The organism is Flavobacterium sp. ZT3R18 (genome assembly GCF_007097385.1).
In the GTDB taxonomy this organism is placed as follows: Bacteria; Bacteroidota; Bacteroidia; order Flavobacteriales; family Flavobacteriaceae; genus Flavobacterium.
The window spans coordinates 122,323-138,641 of the sequence record NZ_VJZS01000010.1 but is presented as its reverse complement, the minus strand read 5'-3'; the positions used below and the strand labels follow the sequence as shown (position 1 = coordinate 138,641).

Annotated in this window: 9 protein-coding genes; 3 read left to right on the top strand and 6 right to left on the bottom strand. The window is 33.0% G+C overall.

The features are described from left to right. Positions 1-183 precede the first annotated feature (183 nt). The 6 genes from FNW52_RS12285 to FNW52_RS12265 form a co-directional block, all read right to left on the bottom strand. Positions 184-2,259 carry a beta-N-acetylhexosaminidase gene (locus FNW52_RS12285; RefSeq protein WP_143377765.1) on the bottom strand — a complete coding sequence of 692 codons (2,076 nt, stop codon included), beginning with the start codon at positions 2,257-2,259 and terminating at the stop codon, positions 184-186. 318 nt (positions 2,260-2,577) lie between these two features. Then, positions 2,578-4,515: a glucosamine-6-phosphate deaminase gene (gene nagB, locus FNW52_RS12280; RefSeq protein WP_143377764.1), complete on the bottom strand. Its 1,938-nt coding sequence runs from the start codon at positions 4,513-4,515 to the stop codon at positions 2,578-2,580. A 276-nt stretch (positions 4,516-4,791) separates the two neighbouring features. Continuing rightward, a complete protein-coding gene (locus tag FNW52_RS12275) occupies positions 4,792-6,798 on the bottom strand; it encodes a glycoside hydrolase family 19 protein (RefSeq protein WP_143377763.1) in 2,007 nt (668 codons plus the stop codon). 385 nt (positions 6,799-7,183) lie between these two features. Next, complete coding sequence (locus FNW52_RS20755) at positions 7,184-7,360, bottom strand: hypothetical protein (protein WP_185965970.1); 177 nt, start codon at positions 7,358-7,360, stop codon at positions 7,184-7,186. Positions 7,361-7,500: 140 nt separating this feature from the next. Next, complete coding sequence (locus FNW52_RS12270) at positions 7,501-9,081, bottom strand: RagB/SusD family nutrient uptake outer membrane protein (RefSeq protein WP_143377762.1); 1,581 nt, start codon at positions 9,079-9,081, stop codon at positions 7,501-7,503. A gap of 11 nt (positions 9,082-9,092) precedes the next feature. Continuing rightward, complete coding sequence (locus FNW52_RS12265) at positions 9,093-12,146, bottom strand: SusC/RagA family TonB-linked outer membrane protein (protein WP_143377761.1); 3,054 nt, start codon at positions 12,144-12,146, stop codon at positions 9,093-9,095. Positions 12,147-12,423: 277 nt separating this feature from the next. Between FNW52_RS12265 and FNW52_RS12260 the strand changes: the two genes are divergently transcribed. From FNW52_RS12260 to FNW52_RS12250, 3 genes are all read left to right on the top strand, one after another. Beyond that, on the top strand, positions 12,424-13,464 hold the full coding sequence (locus FNW52_RS12260; protein ID WP_185965969.1) for a sensor histidine kinase: 1,041 nt from the start codon (positions 12,424-12,426) through the stop codon (positions 13,462-13,464). Next, positions 13,454-14,155, top strand: coding sequence for a LytTR family DNA-binding domain-containing protein (locus FNW52_RS12255; protein WP_143377760.1), 702 nt, complete (start codon positions 13,454-13,456; stop codon positions 14,153-14,155). Before FNW52_RS12260 ends, FNW52_RS12255 begins: the two co-directional genes overlap by 11 nt. Positions 14,156-14,980: 825 nt before the next feature. After that, entirely contained in the window at positions 14,981-16,318 is a 1,338-nt protein-coding gene (locus tag FNW52_RS12250; RefSeq protein ID WP_143377759.1) for a sugar MFS transporter, read from the top strand. Position 16,319: the final 1 nt, after the last annotated feature.

The window sequence follows — 16,319 nt, the reverse complement described above, 5'->3', positions numbered from 1 at the left end:
TAACTACTTTTATTTTTCTTTTTTTTTGAGTAAAGGTTTTAAAATAAAACATGCAAAATTTGACGAAGTTATTTTGGTCTTTTTCAAGGCAAAAAAAATTGAATAGCTGGGCTATTGAAAGTTTTTTTCACGAAGAAAAAGGGCAAAAGAACGAGAAAAATTGTATGGTTTATTTTGAAACATTTACTGCGCTTGAACTAACTTTTTCAAACTATTATACACCGCTAATTCAACATCGGCATGCTCTTTTGTATTACATTTCTCTAATAAATCATTCAAAATAGAAGGATCTACGTTTTGTTTTTTATCAATTTTTAATGTTAACAATTCAGATAAATCGTTTAATTTCTTTGATAGAGACAAAAGTGGCTGGATCAATGGTGCATTATTACTCAATTGAATTAAATCCACATTCATCTTAATCCATTTGCTTAGATAATTTGTCACTGTAGTTTGATTTTCAATAGATTTATTATTTAAATAATTAACCACTGCTACATCAAATTCTAAAGCATCCGAAGCATCAGGTGTACAAACATCAGCAAATAATGTTAGTGGAGAATACATTTGATATTCCGTTCCTCCTTTGTTCCTTGAATATTTTTTGATAGGCTCACAAATATTTGATAAATCTTCTAAGGCAACATTTCTTTGGTTATTGCTAATATTTCTTAACAAAGCTTCTTTACTTTTAATATGAGTCAAACCAAGTTCTTCTAATCTAAAAGAAACCGTTTTTAATCTTTTTCGCAAACTATTAATATCTGTTATCGATTTATCAGACCATAATCTTTCAGCTATTGCTCCGGTTCTTGGCCATATTCTAGAATCTAAAGTGCTAGGCGTAACCAATTCTGACCACATAGTAGCTTCTCCACCCAAAATTCTCGCTTTTTCCTCATCGGTAAGCGCCACATTACTCGGCATTGGATCTACAGTATAATGATCTTCTACACCATAAACTAAATCAATATAATATCCGTTAGACAAGACCGTTTTATACCCTCCTTTTATGGCATCTACCAATGATTTTCCAGCAGAAACACCTTCATTTGGCCCCTTCCAGGAATGAATAATGGCATCTTTAGACATGTTTTTTGTCATAATCTCTTCCCATCCCATTAATTCTTTATTGTGCTTTTTGAGCAACGGAATCAATTGCATCGTAAAGTAGGTTTGCAATTCATGATTGTTCGCTAGATTGTGTTTCTTTTTGAATTCTTGTATTTTCGGATTCGAATCCCAATCTTTCCCTTCGTTTTCATCTCCACCGATGTGAAAATACTTCCCTGGAAAAAGTGGACAAACTTCATCAAAAAATTCGCTTAACAACTGATACGTTTTAGGATTTGAAGGGTCAAGTGTAGGCCCAAAAATCCCTGCATTTCTTTCAACACTATACGTTTGTATTTGGACAGATTGTTTTCCATTTTCAGTAGTATTCGAATTCATTGCTACCACCTTACTTCCTATCTCTGGATAAGCCGTAAGTATGGCAGATCCATGACCAGGTACATCTATTTCTGGAACCACCAAAATACCTCTTTCATCAGCGTATTTCACTACACTTTTAATCTCTTCTTGCGTATAATAATTCCCATCCGAAGCCAGTTGAGTTAATTTTGGGTGTTTTTTCATTTCAATTCTCCACCCTTGGTCATCTACTAAATGCCAATGAAAAACATTCATTTTTACTGCTGCCATTCCATCAATATTTCTCTTTACAACATCTACTGGCATAAAATGTCTTGAAACATCCATCATCAAACCTCTCCAAGTAAATCTTGGGAAATCTGAAATCGTTACATTCGGGAAATAATACGAATTATTGTTATTTTGTAATAATTGCAACAGTGTTTCTAAAGCATGCAAGGCTCCTAAATCTGTAGTAGCATTAATAGTTATTTTATTTCCAGTAATTTTAAGCAAGTAACTTTCATCTTCATACAATTCAATTTTCCCGCTTCGAACACAGTTTATTTGCAATTGAGCTGTAAGAGCTTCATTGGTTTTCGTTATAAATCCTTGATCAAAAAACAAACCTGTTCTACCGTCTAATCTTCTCAAAAAATTAGTGGCACCAATAAATATTCTAGAATTGGGCGCACCAGTAATATTGATTTTAAAATTTTTAGCTAAAGCAAAAGTGCCATCTGTTAATGTTAAATTTTGAGGCCACGGCATAACATCTAGCTGCTCTTTTTTAATTTGAGCAGAAGATATAAAGGAGGCAAATAAAAAGAGTATTAAATATTTCATTTTGGTTATTACGGTTAATTGACATTTACTTAGAGGCTGACTTTAAAAAAAGTACGAACTAAAATCAAAAAATTTTTTTTTAATGAATTCAGTTCTGTACTTTCAAAACAAACTCAACTTTTATTTTAAAACTATTCAGCTAGTTTTCAGTCTCAGTCTCAGTTTTCAGCCCAAAATGGATATTTGTTTTTAAAATAGTTCTAAAACAAACTCCCTTTTTTACAAATATTATTATGAACGCGAATTATAATTTTTATGGAAAAACTCTGAAAACTGCGACTGCGACTGAAAACTGTAACCTGAATAGCTACACTTTTTTTAATACTCGAAACGTTTAAAAGCTTCAATAGCCTCATATTCGGCTAGCCCTAAATCATCGTATATTTTTGCGGTATTCTTGTTACGGTCTTCGGCACGAACCCAAAACTCTCTTGCATCATTTCCTTGAAACATTACTCTGTCCTTTTGGGATTGGTGACATAAAATGGCTTGTCTTTTCGTCAAAACTTCATCTGGACTTAACGGAACAGCCATGTCTATATCATGAATATCCCATTCGTGCCAAGCTCCTCTGTACAACCACAACCAACAATCGTCCATATAGGATTCCGATTTTAATTCTCCCATTGCAGCAAAAATCGCATTCAAACATACTTCGTGCGTTCCGTGTGGGTCAGCTAGATCTCCAGCAGCGAATACTTGGTGCGGTTTTATTTTTGCAATAATAGCTGCAACAATAGCGATATCTGCAGGTCCCAATGGATTTTTCTGAATCAGTCCTGTTTCATAAAATGGTAAATCTAAAAAATGTACATTTTCATCTTTAAGTCCAATATATCTTACCCCAGCAAAAGATTCTCTTCTACGAATAATACCTTTCAATTTACGTACGGCCAAAGAATCCATTTCTCCTTGTGTTTTTGCATTTAAAAAAGCAATAACCGACTTGAAATAATTAGCTTCAGTTGTATCTCCCATAATGTCGAGACTCACTTCGGCAAACTTCAAGGCCTCATCATCTGTAACGGCAATATTTCCTGAAGTTTGATACACCACATGCACATCGTGACCTTGCTTAATTAATTTAGCAAAAGTTCCTCCCATAGAAATTACATCATCATCTGGGTGTGGACTAAAAAGAATAACTCTTTTCTTAGCTGGCTCAGAGCGTTCAGGTCTGTTGGTATCATCTGTATTTGGTTTTCCTCCTGGCCATCCCGTAATAGTATGTTGCAAAACATTGAACATATTAATATTCAAATCATAAGAAGAACTACCGGCTGCCAATAAATCAGACATACCGTTGTTGTTGTAATCTCTATCGGTCAATTTTAGAATCGATTGCTTAGTTTCTTGGCATAGCCAAACAATCGCTTTGTTTTTTAACTGTTCTGTCCAGATGCACTCCCCTACTAACCAAGGTGTTTCTAGTCTAGTCAATTCTGAGGCAGCACCTTCATCTAATACAAAAGTGGTATTATTATGATTTTGCAAAAAAGTAGCAGGAACCTCAGAGCTAATATCGCCTTGAATGGTTCTTTTTATAATCGAAGCTTTGTTTTGTCCCCAAGCCATCAAAACAATTCTTTTTGATCTAAGAATTGTAGAAACTCCCATGGTAATTGCTCTTTTAGGAACGTTTCCGATACCATTAAAATCTCCAGAAGCATCTACTTTTGTGATATGATCTAAAGTAATTATACGAGTTCCCGAGTTGATATGTGAACCTGGCTCATTAAATCCTACGTGACCTGTTCGCCCAATTCCTAACAATTGAAAATCAAGTCCTCCAGCGCTTTTAATTTTTATTTCATAATCAACACAAAACTGATTCAAATCTTCGATAGCTACAGTACCATCCGGAATATTAACATTTTCTGGATTAATATCTACATGATTAAAAAGATGTTGATGCATAAAGTAATAGTAACTTTGGTTACTTTCCTTTGGCATTGGGTAATACTCATCTAAGTTAAAAGTCACAACATTTGCAAAACTTAATCCTTCTTCTTTGTGCATGCGAACCAATTCCTGATACACCTTTATAGGAGAAGAACCAGTTGCCAATCCTAGTACGCATGGCTTATTTTTTTCTTGTTTCGAACGAATTAAATCTGCAATTTCATGAGCCACAACTACTGAAGCTTCTATTGAATTTTTAAAAATTACATTATGGATTTTCTCAAAACGCGTTTCTTCAAATTTTCCTGCACTCTTGAAGCTGATGTCTGGCTTAATTTCTAAAGTATTTCTCATTTTATTATTTTAATCTAAATTTTATATTTTGTCATTATTATTTTACAATACCATTACAGGCACGATAATCCCATTTGTGAGTTCGAGCACAGGAAAAAGACTCGGTGTAGCAAAAAACAACTTTTTTATTCTTCAAAAAGACGCTTTCATTTGGTGATTCATCCTCTTACAATTACGATAAAGGAAAAACTATATCCCAAACTTATATGTTTTATCATTCTTATAAAAATAAAAAAAACCAACAGCATTAAATTGTAAACCAACAACACAAATCAATCAATAATGTGTTTTTAAAAACTTGCCAATAATTTTTTTATTTTTTAATAACAGCTCATAAACATATACATCAGGGGCTAATTTAGATAAGTCTAAAGCGATACTGTTTTTACCAATATTACTGTTGATCTGATTTGCAGTAAGCACTTTTTTTCCAAACAAATCAAAAACTGTAATTTGCAAAGGTTGTATTTCTTCCAAATAAATATCTAAATAAGCTATGTTTACAACTGGAGAAGGATAAAAATTATAATTTACTATCTCTTTCTGGTTATTTAAAACAGTTTGAGGACAGGAGGATTCAAATTGCCATGCAGCACTAGTACTCGGAATTTCATTTGTTATATACCATTTTGCTTTGTACAAATTATTGCCGTAATAAACAACATCATTAGCATAGTACACTTTTGAATTTAACCAACTTTTATACCCACAATACAAAGGCTCTGCCACGCAACTTTGTATTAACACCCAAGCCGTATCTACTCCAGGTGTACCATTGGTGTACCATGCATTTTTATAAATTTTATTGCCATAGACTACCAAAGTGTTTGCAACACTATAAATTTGGGTCGCATTCCAGGGAACAATAGTTGCACAATTTAAATTATTCTCTTTGGAAAGTGAATAGCTATTGGTAACAGATGAATTACCATTTTGATTGTCGGTTGCTGTAATTAGCAATGAAATAGTCCCATAACTAGAAGGAGTCCAAACATAGCTGTATTTGTTACTGTTTTTTACAGCTGTATATTTTATGCCATTGATTGTAAAAAAAACAGAGCTAACGGTGTAATCATCAGTAATTGTAGCCGAAAAAGTAATTGGAGCAAATGAATTTTGCAAAAAAGAAGTTCCATTTACGGGTGCTATTTCACTAATAACGGGAGGAATAACAGGATTGTTACAACTTTCTAGACTCAAATTATCGGCTCTATAATCGATCATGTCTTTACAACCACATTTTGATTCGTCGTTGCTCCCGCTCATATCCAAACCTATAGCATAGATTCCTGCAAAACGCTTGTAAAAACCAATTCTATCTAATACTTGCGCTTTTTCAGTCCCTCCATTACCACATTCTAAACCGCCATTTACTATATTTACTGTCATCCCTAAACCTGGGTATCTTTTTTTTGACAAATCATAATCATTTGGCAGCCAACCACCTGTCATTATATCATGACATGAAGGCTTTGGGTATTGAGGTGCCATCCAAAACCATATTGCCGTTTCAAAAGCCAAGACTGCATCTAGTCCTACCTTCTCAGGGTTGTTGAGCAAAATATTTTTGTTACCATAAATAATTTCACTGGCTTGCCCATAATTATAATTCCATGAAATTTGTATGGGACCTCTACCTGAATATCTTTTGCCTGACACGGGTGGATATTGAGCGTCTGCTTGTTCGTAGCCAGGCATCCCAGCTACAATTCCGCCTTCATACACAAAATGCAATCCCCAGGCATGTTGTCCTCCAGGCGCTGTTGGCCAACCTCCAGTAGTTTCGTGCGAGATATTGGCAAAAAAAGCTGCCAATTCTCGTTTAATCATTTCAGGAGAACCTACATTTAAGAAATTTGCATAGTCAACCGTTTCAATTTTAATTTCTTTATTTTTATTAAAATCAGTATCAAAATCCGGATCATGTCGTACTTCCAAACGTGAGCCAGTCGTTTTATCAATGCGAGTCAACACCATGGCATTGGTCCCACAACGGCGTTTTGACTCTGTTTTTATATTGGCCAAATTACTTACTGCTTGCAAAAAGGATTCATAAGTATAAAAATCATCTTTAGTATCCAAAACCCAACTTCCATTTACATCTTTTACTCCATTTCGATATGGAAAAAAAGAATTGTATTGCGCTTTGGTTAGAATTCCTGCCGGAATCCCTATGGTTGCAATGGTTGTTTTTTCAACACTCTTTTGAGCTATCAATTCAACATTCGGTATTACAAAAAGTAGTAGCAGTAATATTCTAATCGTTTGTGTTTTTGATCTCATCTTAGGTTGGTTTTAGTTAGTTATAAATTTCAGCCATATGACCGCCGAAATTCTGATTTTATATTGTTTCTCTTTTTCTATACTGCTTATTCTTTAATTTTATATTTAGTTTTTATTTTAAAAATAAAAATCGTTTTTTTCGATACTAGTAACTCTTACAATACAGCAATACCTGCTATATAAATCAGAGTGATTGGTATAAATACCTTTTTAATTTTAATCTTCAATCTTCTTATTTCTATCTTCTTACTTCTATCTTCTTACTTCTATCTTCTTACTTCAATCTTCTTACTTCAATCTTCTGACTTCAGTTTTCTGATTACTGACTTCTGATTACTTTTTATTATATCCAGACAGGCATTCACCTGTCTGGAATAATAAAAAATTATTTTTCACAACACCAACCATTTCCATAAGATTTGGAATAAATACCTCCGCAAGAATTACTAGTAACACAATATCCAGTTGCATCCGAATATTTCCATGCACCTCCGTTAATAGTCTTTTGTTCTGCACTGGTTAATTTGCGAGCTCCTTTTAGATTTAATAAATTTTTTAACATAGTTTTTTGGTTTTAAAATTTTAATTAATATTCAATTCAAATAATTATAATTATACGTTTTAAACTATCCAGTTTTTATAAACCAGACAGATTTTGAAACCTGTCTGGAATAATAAAAAAACAATAACTATTTTTAAATATTAGAAATTAGATCCAGTAGTATCCCACCATAGTCTAGTTCCTCCATTATCAGGCCCACCTAATTTAGCTATACCAGTAGCAACACCACCAGGATTACCATCTTTTTCAGTTTGTACAAAATTTACTCTACGAGGACCAAATTCAGTAGTAATTGTTCCACCACTAGTATTATGTACCGCTCTGAATAATTTTGGATATCCAGTTCTTCTGTACTCTGACCAAGCTTCTTGACCTTCTGGGAAGTTCGCAATCCATTTTTGAGTAATAATTTTTTGCAATTTGACTTCATTTGCAGCTGCTCCATCCCAAGCGATAGTCACATTATTCACAGCTACTGCATTATTAGCAGCATCTTTTACATCAACAAAATCTTTTGCCATTTTTGCATTATCAGTAATATAAGTAGCAGCACCAGAAGCACCATGCTGTCCAAATGAAGTTGTTATACCTAATTCATATAATGATTGAGCTGTTCCACCCATATTCCAACCTCTTAATGCACCTTCAGCTCTTAAGAAATATACTTCGGCTGGAGTCATAAACACTTTTTCATTAGATGCCACAACTGAACCAATTTTAGACATACCAGCACGATCAGTCTGAGCTATCATATTAATACCCGTACGAACTCCTCTGTATTGACCAGGAAAATCAGCAGATTCCTTAAAGTATTTAGCAATTCTTGGATCTGAATATCCATTCATGATAGATTCCATATCTGCAGACATTCTAATATCACCCCATGCATCAGAGATAGTTAAAATTGGGTCAATGTAATTAGGAATAATAACTTTAGCGATATCAGCATTTGTTGTCATTACACCAAATGGATGGTTAATTGCTTTTTCAGCTTCTGTTTTAGCCAAAGTCGGTTTAATCTTAACAATTCTCATCGCTAAACGCAAACGCAATGAATTCGCATATTTAACCCATTTTTTATAATCACCACCGTAAGCACTCATGTCTGTACTTACAAAATTTGATTTTTCTCCAGCATTTACACTTCTAGTCAATTCTGCAACTGCTGAATCAAGTTCAGAAAACATTTTAACATATACTTCTTCCTGTGAATCATAAGGCACTGTTGCAGTTGTGGCACCAAATTGAGAATATACAATTGGTCCAAATACATCCGTAACTCTATGCATTCCTTCTACTTTTAAGATCAAAGAAACAGCATAAAATTGAGGATATTTTTCTTTGGTTCTTTGCTCGATTTTAAGTGTATTCGCCATTACATCTGTATAAGGCAAACTCCAGATAAAACCATTCCACCCATCAACATAGTTGTAATTTGAGTTATCTCCTGCCGCCCCTTTAAAAGGATTTGGAGTAGCCATATAACCTGACCATATATCGGCATTTAGGTTTTGTTGCAATTGGTATTTCCAATGTGTTGTATTAAAGACCCCTGTAAAAATAGTAGTAAAAGGAACTCTTACATGATTAAAATCTTGCTCAAGATCTTTAGCCGTGATCCCTGTTGGATTCGTGTTAATTTCGTTGAAATCGCTTGTACAACTTACTGCCGCAAGCAATGTAGCACATATAGCAGTTGTTTTTATTTTATTTAGTATCATGATGATATAGATTAGAAAGTTACATTTAAATTAAGACCGATGCTTCTTGTAGAAGGTGCTGCATAAGCATCAACCCCTTGTAAACCATTACCAGTACTCAAAGAAATATTTGGATCAAATGGTGCATCTTTGTAGAAGAAGAATAAATTTCTACCTACTAAAGACAAATTAGCTGTTTTGAAAATTTTACTATTTTTAATATCAAATGTATATCCAAAAGCTAATTCTCTTAAGCTCACATTTGTAGCATCGTAAACATACTCTCCAGTAGCACCTTCTCTACCTCCAACTGCAGAATAATATTTCTCTGCATTGTATTTTCCTGCATAAGCTTGTCCCGCTTTTGGTGTGCCTGGAGCGTAAACAGCATTAATATCAACACCACCAGCGTCTCTAGCGTCTCCAGTTGCTTGAGAAACTCCATACTTATCATTTAAAGCTTCAGTTATACTCATTACATCGCCACCAAAACGTCCGTCAATTGTAAAGTTTAAGAAAAAGTTACCCAACTTGAATGAGTTAGAGAAACCTAACATGAAATCTGGATTAGCATTTCCTACTTCTTCAAATTCAGTTTTCTGAATAGAATCATCACCATTTAACAAGATTCTTCCTTGATCATCTCTCTTGAGGTTAATACCTTCAATAACTCCAAAAGGGCGACCATTAATTAATGAATATCTATAACTGTTAACACCTGCTGGAGTCAAAACAATTTTGCCACCTAATTCTTCTGGTAATCCAGAAACTTCATTGTTGTTTTTAGAATAGTTTACCGTAGCATCCCATTTAAACTTATCATTATCAATAATTCTAGCATTCACTAACACCTCAAAACCTTTATTTGAAATTACACCACCATTGTAAGCATAATTTTGGTATCCTTCAGCATTTGTAGCTGGAGCAGGAATTGTAAGCAATTGATCTTTAGTCTCGTTATTGTAATACGTCAATTCTATTCCAAATCTATTATTGATAAATCTCCATTCTGTACCTAACTCAAAAGAATTTTGACTTTCTGGTTTCAAATTCGTACCTGGTCTTGGACCAACAGTTGGATTGATATTCAGTGGATTTGCAGCAGCATATGCAGAAGTTGGAGACGTATAAAAAGCCGGAACGTCATTACCTACCTGTGCATAAGAAGCACGAACTTTAGCAAATGAAATTGCTTCTGGCATTTTTATCATTTCACTCAAAAGAGCAGTAGCCCCTACAGAAGGATAAAAGAAAGACATAGTACCTGTATTCGCCAATGTAGAAGACCAGTCATTACGTCCTGTTACATCTAAATACAACATGTTTTTGTAACCAAAAGTTGCAGCAGCAAAAACGGATTGTTGCTCTCTACGGTATCCGTAATTTTGAAAATTCCCTGTATTAGAATTAAAATTATGTAGTGTAAACCAGTTTGTAATACCTAAACCAGATGGGTCAGAATCTAAAACCGTTTCGTCATTAATTGAAGTTTTTGTAAAACTTCCCCCTACGTTTGCAAAGAATGTAAGATCGTTAGTGATTTTAGTATTAATTGTAGCAATTAAATCACCATAATTTTGAGTACTTACGTCATTAATGTTGATGTATCTACCATTTGGAGCAGATAAAGTAGCTTGAGTAGTTGCATAAACTTCTTTATCAAATTCAGAAGTAATTCTATCGTAATTATATCTAGATCCAACAGAAAGCCAGTTGTTAACTTTGTAGTTCAAACCAACAGATCCATTCATATATTGATTACCATCCGTAGATTTATTACGATTCAATCCCCAGTATGGATTTTGTTCGATATCAGTAAGCCCCTCTTTCATCCAGTTTTGAACCATCATGTTTCTAGTAGGATCCCATATTTCGAAATTATTTTTGTAATAATCAAAATCATACCCTCTTGGCATTAAATAAACACCTGTAAGTGGGTTAAAGTACAAACCACTGGTTGGTCTGTTTGTTACATACTGAGATGTGTAATTTGCATTGGCATTAACAGTCAATTTATCTCCGAAAAATTTACCCATTTGTCTAATGCTAAAGTTGTTTTTACTCAAGCTATTTGTTGGTAAAACCCCATTAGCTGTAGTGTTAGCATAAGATAAGGTAGTAGCAGAATTTGAAGATCCTGTAGAGAAACCAAAAGAAGATATTTGAGTTACTCCAGTTTCAAAAAAGTCTCTTGTATGATCAGGTGTTGTTCCTGCAGCTCCCCACGACTCTTTTGCACCTGGTTTAGCAATGTAAGAAGTTTGGAATTTTGGCAAATAAGCAGCCGTTTCTACTGTTGTATTAGAAGAGGCTCTAAAAGTAGAAACACCTTCTTTTGCTTTTTTAGAGGTCAACAAAACTACACCTCTAGCACCTTGACTACCATATAAAGCAGTTGCAGAAGCACCTTTAAGTACTGTCATGCCTTCAAAATCATCTGGATTTAATAATCCGATAACATCTCCACCATCACGATTACCACCTTGAGTACTACCAAATATTTCATTTGGTTGAATAGAAGAAACATTCAACATTGGTACACCATCAACAACATATAGAGGATTATTGTTAGTAGTAGATGAGTTTCCACGAATAGTTACTTTTGTAGAACCACCAGTACCACCAGCACTTTTAGTTACAGCAACACCAGCAATTTTACCGGCAATTGTATTCATAAGATTCGGATCTTTTGCTCTAACTAACTCTTCTCCTTTTAATTCTTGTGCAGAATATGTCAAAGATTTTTTAGATTTCTTGATACCTAATGAAGTTACAACTACTTCAGTTAAAGCTGTTGAACCTGCTTCTGCTAATTGAACATTTACAGTTCCAGATTCACCTACAACAACACTTTTTGTTTCATATCCTAAATAGGATATCACCAAAGTTTCACCCACTTTTGCTTCGATAGTAAAAGTACCATCAAAATTTGTTGACGCACCGTCCTTCGTCCCTTTCACATTCACATTTGCGGCCGGTAGCGGAGTACCCTTTGCATCTGAAATAAAACCCTTGATTGTTTTTACCTGTGCAAGCGAAACCTGCGTAGTAAAAATAATCATTACGATTAAAAAAATTTTTTTCATTTTTAAATTATTTTTGTTAGTTATAATGTAAATTTATATAGGAGGTGATTTTGAAAAAAATAAATTATACCAACAACATTGTTTTTTAAACAAACGACATGTTTTAATCAATAATGCGTTTCTCGAAAACGTTTTCTTTAGTATATTTTAAACTGTTTTTATATTTTCTTTACTTTTTCTTCATAAAAAAGCTTTTTTTAGTAACAAATTGATTATTGTTGCAAAACAAAATAGTAAATAACTCAATTTTAGATATTACTACATATAACTGTCATAAATGAAAAAAATAAACTTTGAAATCAAACTCATTAACCATGTATGGTTTTGGGGAATCTGGTTTTTACTTAACTTTTTGCGTTGGGGAGCTTATTTCAATGATTATAAGTATTCCTTCAAATCGAATCTATTAGAATATGCACTTCATATACCATTTGTGTATTTCAACATATTAGTACTCATTCCGATGTTTGTATTAAAATCTAAATATATCAAATACACCATTTCACTATTAGCCAGCTTAGCTGTTGTTTATTTATTAAAAACAGGACTCACCTATTTTATAATTTCAAAAAACATTTGGCCAGAAGCCAATAGAGATTATATACCTTTTGAAATTAACCATATTGTGGCGGTTACTATTGGAGAAGTGTATGTTCTTGCAATTGCATCTTCTATCTATTTAATGCTGACTTGGCTCAAGGAAAGAGATCGAAATAAAGCAATCATAGAGAATCAAAATAAAATAAAACTAAAGTACTTAAAAAATCAAATCCAGCCTCACTTCTTTTTCAATACCTTAAATAACCTTTATGCTTTATCATTGGAATCATCTGACAAAGTTCCAGATGTAATTATAAAACTATCCAATTTGATGGAATATGTATTATATGACATTGAAGGATCTAAGTTTGTACCATTGATAAAGGAAATAGATTACATCCAAAATTACATTGAAATTGAAAAACTGCGGTTTGAAAATGTAGAGGTACGGATAAACCTCGAATCAGACATAGATACGGTCAAAGTTCCTCCTTTATTATTCATTTCACTCATAGAAAATGCATTTAAACATGGTGGAGTAAATAACGAAAAACTCAAAATCAAAATAAATATTAGAGTAACTAACGCTAAACTTGAATTTGAAATATTAAATAATTTTGTAATTTCACAAATTAAAAAGAACAAAAAAGGGATCGGTTTATCTAATACCAAAAAAAGACTAAAATTAATTTTTAAAAATAATTTTAATCTCACAAAAAAGGTGAAACTTAATTTTTACATTATTACATTACAAATACCACTATACAATGAAGATTAAATGTGTATTGATTGACGACGAACCATTGGCTATAAAAGTATTGCTTAATTATTTCGATAATTTTTCAGAATTTGAGGTAATCGGTACATTTAACAATCCTTTAGAAGGGCTTGAATTTATAAACATAAATGCTGTTGATGTTGTTTTTTTAGATATTAACATGCCCATGATGACTGGATTTGAATTGATTAGTCTATTAGAAAAAAAGACAAGAATTATTATAACTACTGCTTTCAGAGAATTTGCTGCCGAAAGCTACGATCTTGAAGTACTTGATTATTTGGTAAAACCAATTCCTTTGCCTCGATTCATAAAATCCATTCAAAAAATTGAAGCCGATTTTAATTTAAAAAACAATATTAAGGTTGATAACCATCGTATAGAGCCCCATATCTTTATTAAAGTAGATAAAAAAATGGTTAAAATAAATATTGATGAAATTCTTTTTATAGAAGGAATGAAAGAATACATCAAAGTGGCAACTACAGATAAAACTTACATTACCCACAAGTCATTAACGTCATTGACCGAAGAAATGCCCGCTGATCGATTTATGCGAATTCATAAATCATTCACTATCGCATTAAATAAAGTAAAATCAATCGAAGGAAATCGAATTCACATAAACTCCTATACAATTCCTATTGGAAGAAATTACAGTAAGGATGTAAAAATCAGAATACTGGAATAAAAATTCGTTTTTTCACTTCCGTTAAAAAAAATAAAACTAAAAAATAAAACTAAAAATTACAGTAAGAAATTGATTTACTGAAACATACACACAAAACTCTGCTTTTTTTCACAAAAAAACCTTCTGAGAATTTAATATTTAATTTTAAACTGGAATTAGATCAGAATATTTAAATCTCAGAAGGGTTTTGTTGAAATTTCAACACCCCTTAAAATGCCCAATACTTATTTTTTAACACTAAGGCATTAAATTAGCTGGTCGAAAACTTTTGAAAATTTTCCTCCCGAATTTTCGCAAATTTTTAAAATTGAATGTTCATAAACTACACAATGTTGAACATAAAGTGTCGTTGGTTTAAATTTAATGATTTAACTTCAGAATAATTTTTTTTTCATTCTCTTAACAAATACATTTACAACTTTGTGTTTAAATCTCTCTATGTGATTTTTAATAAAATCACTACAACTAACAGAAATTTATTGTCTCAGTAAATTCTAGCCAACTAGTTCGAATTTAGAATACTTTATATTGTAAAAAAATAATATTCTATTCCAAATAAAAAAAAAGCGACGCACATCTATGTGCTCGAACACATTTTTAGTAGTTTTTCTTGTTTAACAATACTATAATCCTTAGTTTCGTGGTAGAACAACCTTTTACGAGGAATTATCAAAAACCTTAGTACAATTATTTACTGCATAGTAAAGCAACATAAACAAAATTACCATGAAAAATTAATTACAACCAATCAACTGGTATTTCTTAAAATTAACCAAGGCCGTTGCCTATTTTGTCTAATAACTAAAATCATAAACCCAAAAAAAAATGAATCAAACCAAGCACAACACAAGAACTCCCCTCATTATCATTTCGTCTTTATTTTTTATATTCGGATTTGTAACTTGGGCCAACGGAACACTGATACCGTTTTTTAAATTATCTTTTGGCTTGTCTAACACCCAAGCGTTTTTTGTAACCTTCGCCTCCTATATTGCCTATTTCTTTTTGGCACTACCCGCTTCATGGATTTTAAAAAAAATTGGCTTCAAAAACGGAATTATTTTTGGCTTATTGGTATTAGGGCTAGGTTCTTTGCTTTTTATCCCTGCAGCACAAGCGCGTTCTTTTCCTTTATTTTTAGCGGGTATTTTTATTCAGGGTGCAGCCTTAGCCTTGTTGCAAACGGCTTCAAACCCATACTTAACAATCATTGGACCTATTGAAAGTGCTGCAAAACGTATTAGTATTGCAGGTATTTGTAACAAATTTGCTGGTATGATTGTGCCAGTAATTATGGGGACTATTTTCTTGAAAAACGCAGCCGAAATCGAAAAAAAGATTGCTGCAGCTACTGGAATCGAAAAAGAGACTATACTAACCGATGTTTTATCTAGAGTAAATACTCCGTACATCGTTTTAGCAATAGTTTTCTGTGTCTTTGCTGTGTTAGTAAAATACACACATTTACCAGAAGTTGAAGTTGAAGAAGATATAATAGATGAAACCAAAGGAGAAGTGGTACACCATAAATCCATCTTTCAGTTTCCTCATTTATTTCTTGGTGCATTTTGCATTTTCGTTTACGTAGCTGCTGAAGTTATGGCAGGAGACATTATTGGTGTTTACGGAAAAGCACTAGGCATTGCTCCAGACTCTGCCAAATACTTGACTTCATTAACCTTATTTAGTATGCTAATAGGCTATGTAGCAGGTATTTTTACAATTCCTAAATACATCTCGCAACAAAAAGCTTTGCGCATTTGTGCTGTTTTAGGGATTCTATTTTGCTCATTAGCCTTTTTAACGGCGAGTTCTAAGTTTTCGGTTATTTTTATTGCTTTGCTAGGTTTATCAAACTCTTTGATGTGGCCAGCAATCTTCCCGCTAGGAATTAGTCATTTAGGCAAATTCACCAAAACAGGTTCTGCAATTATGATTATGGGTATTGCAGGTGGTGCTATTTGGCCTTTAATTTATGGTTATTTAAGTGATTTGCCATCGCATGGCGGATTAGGCATCCCTTTTCACATTGCCTTTTATGTCTCTATACTTCCTTGTTATTTATACATTTTGTATTTTGCAATAGCAGGACATAAAGTGGGTAAAACACTTAAAAAAACTATTGCTGAAAAACCAGTTTTAGAACTAGAAGAAATTGCTTAAT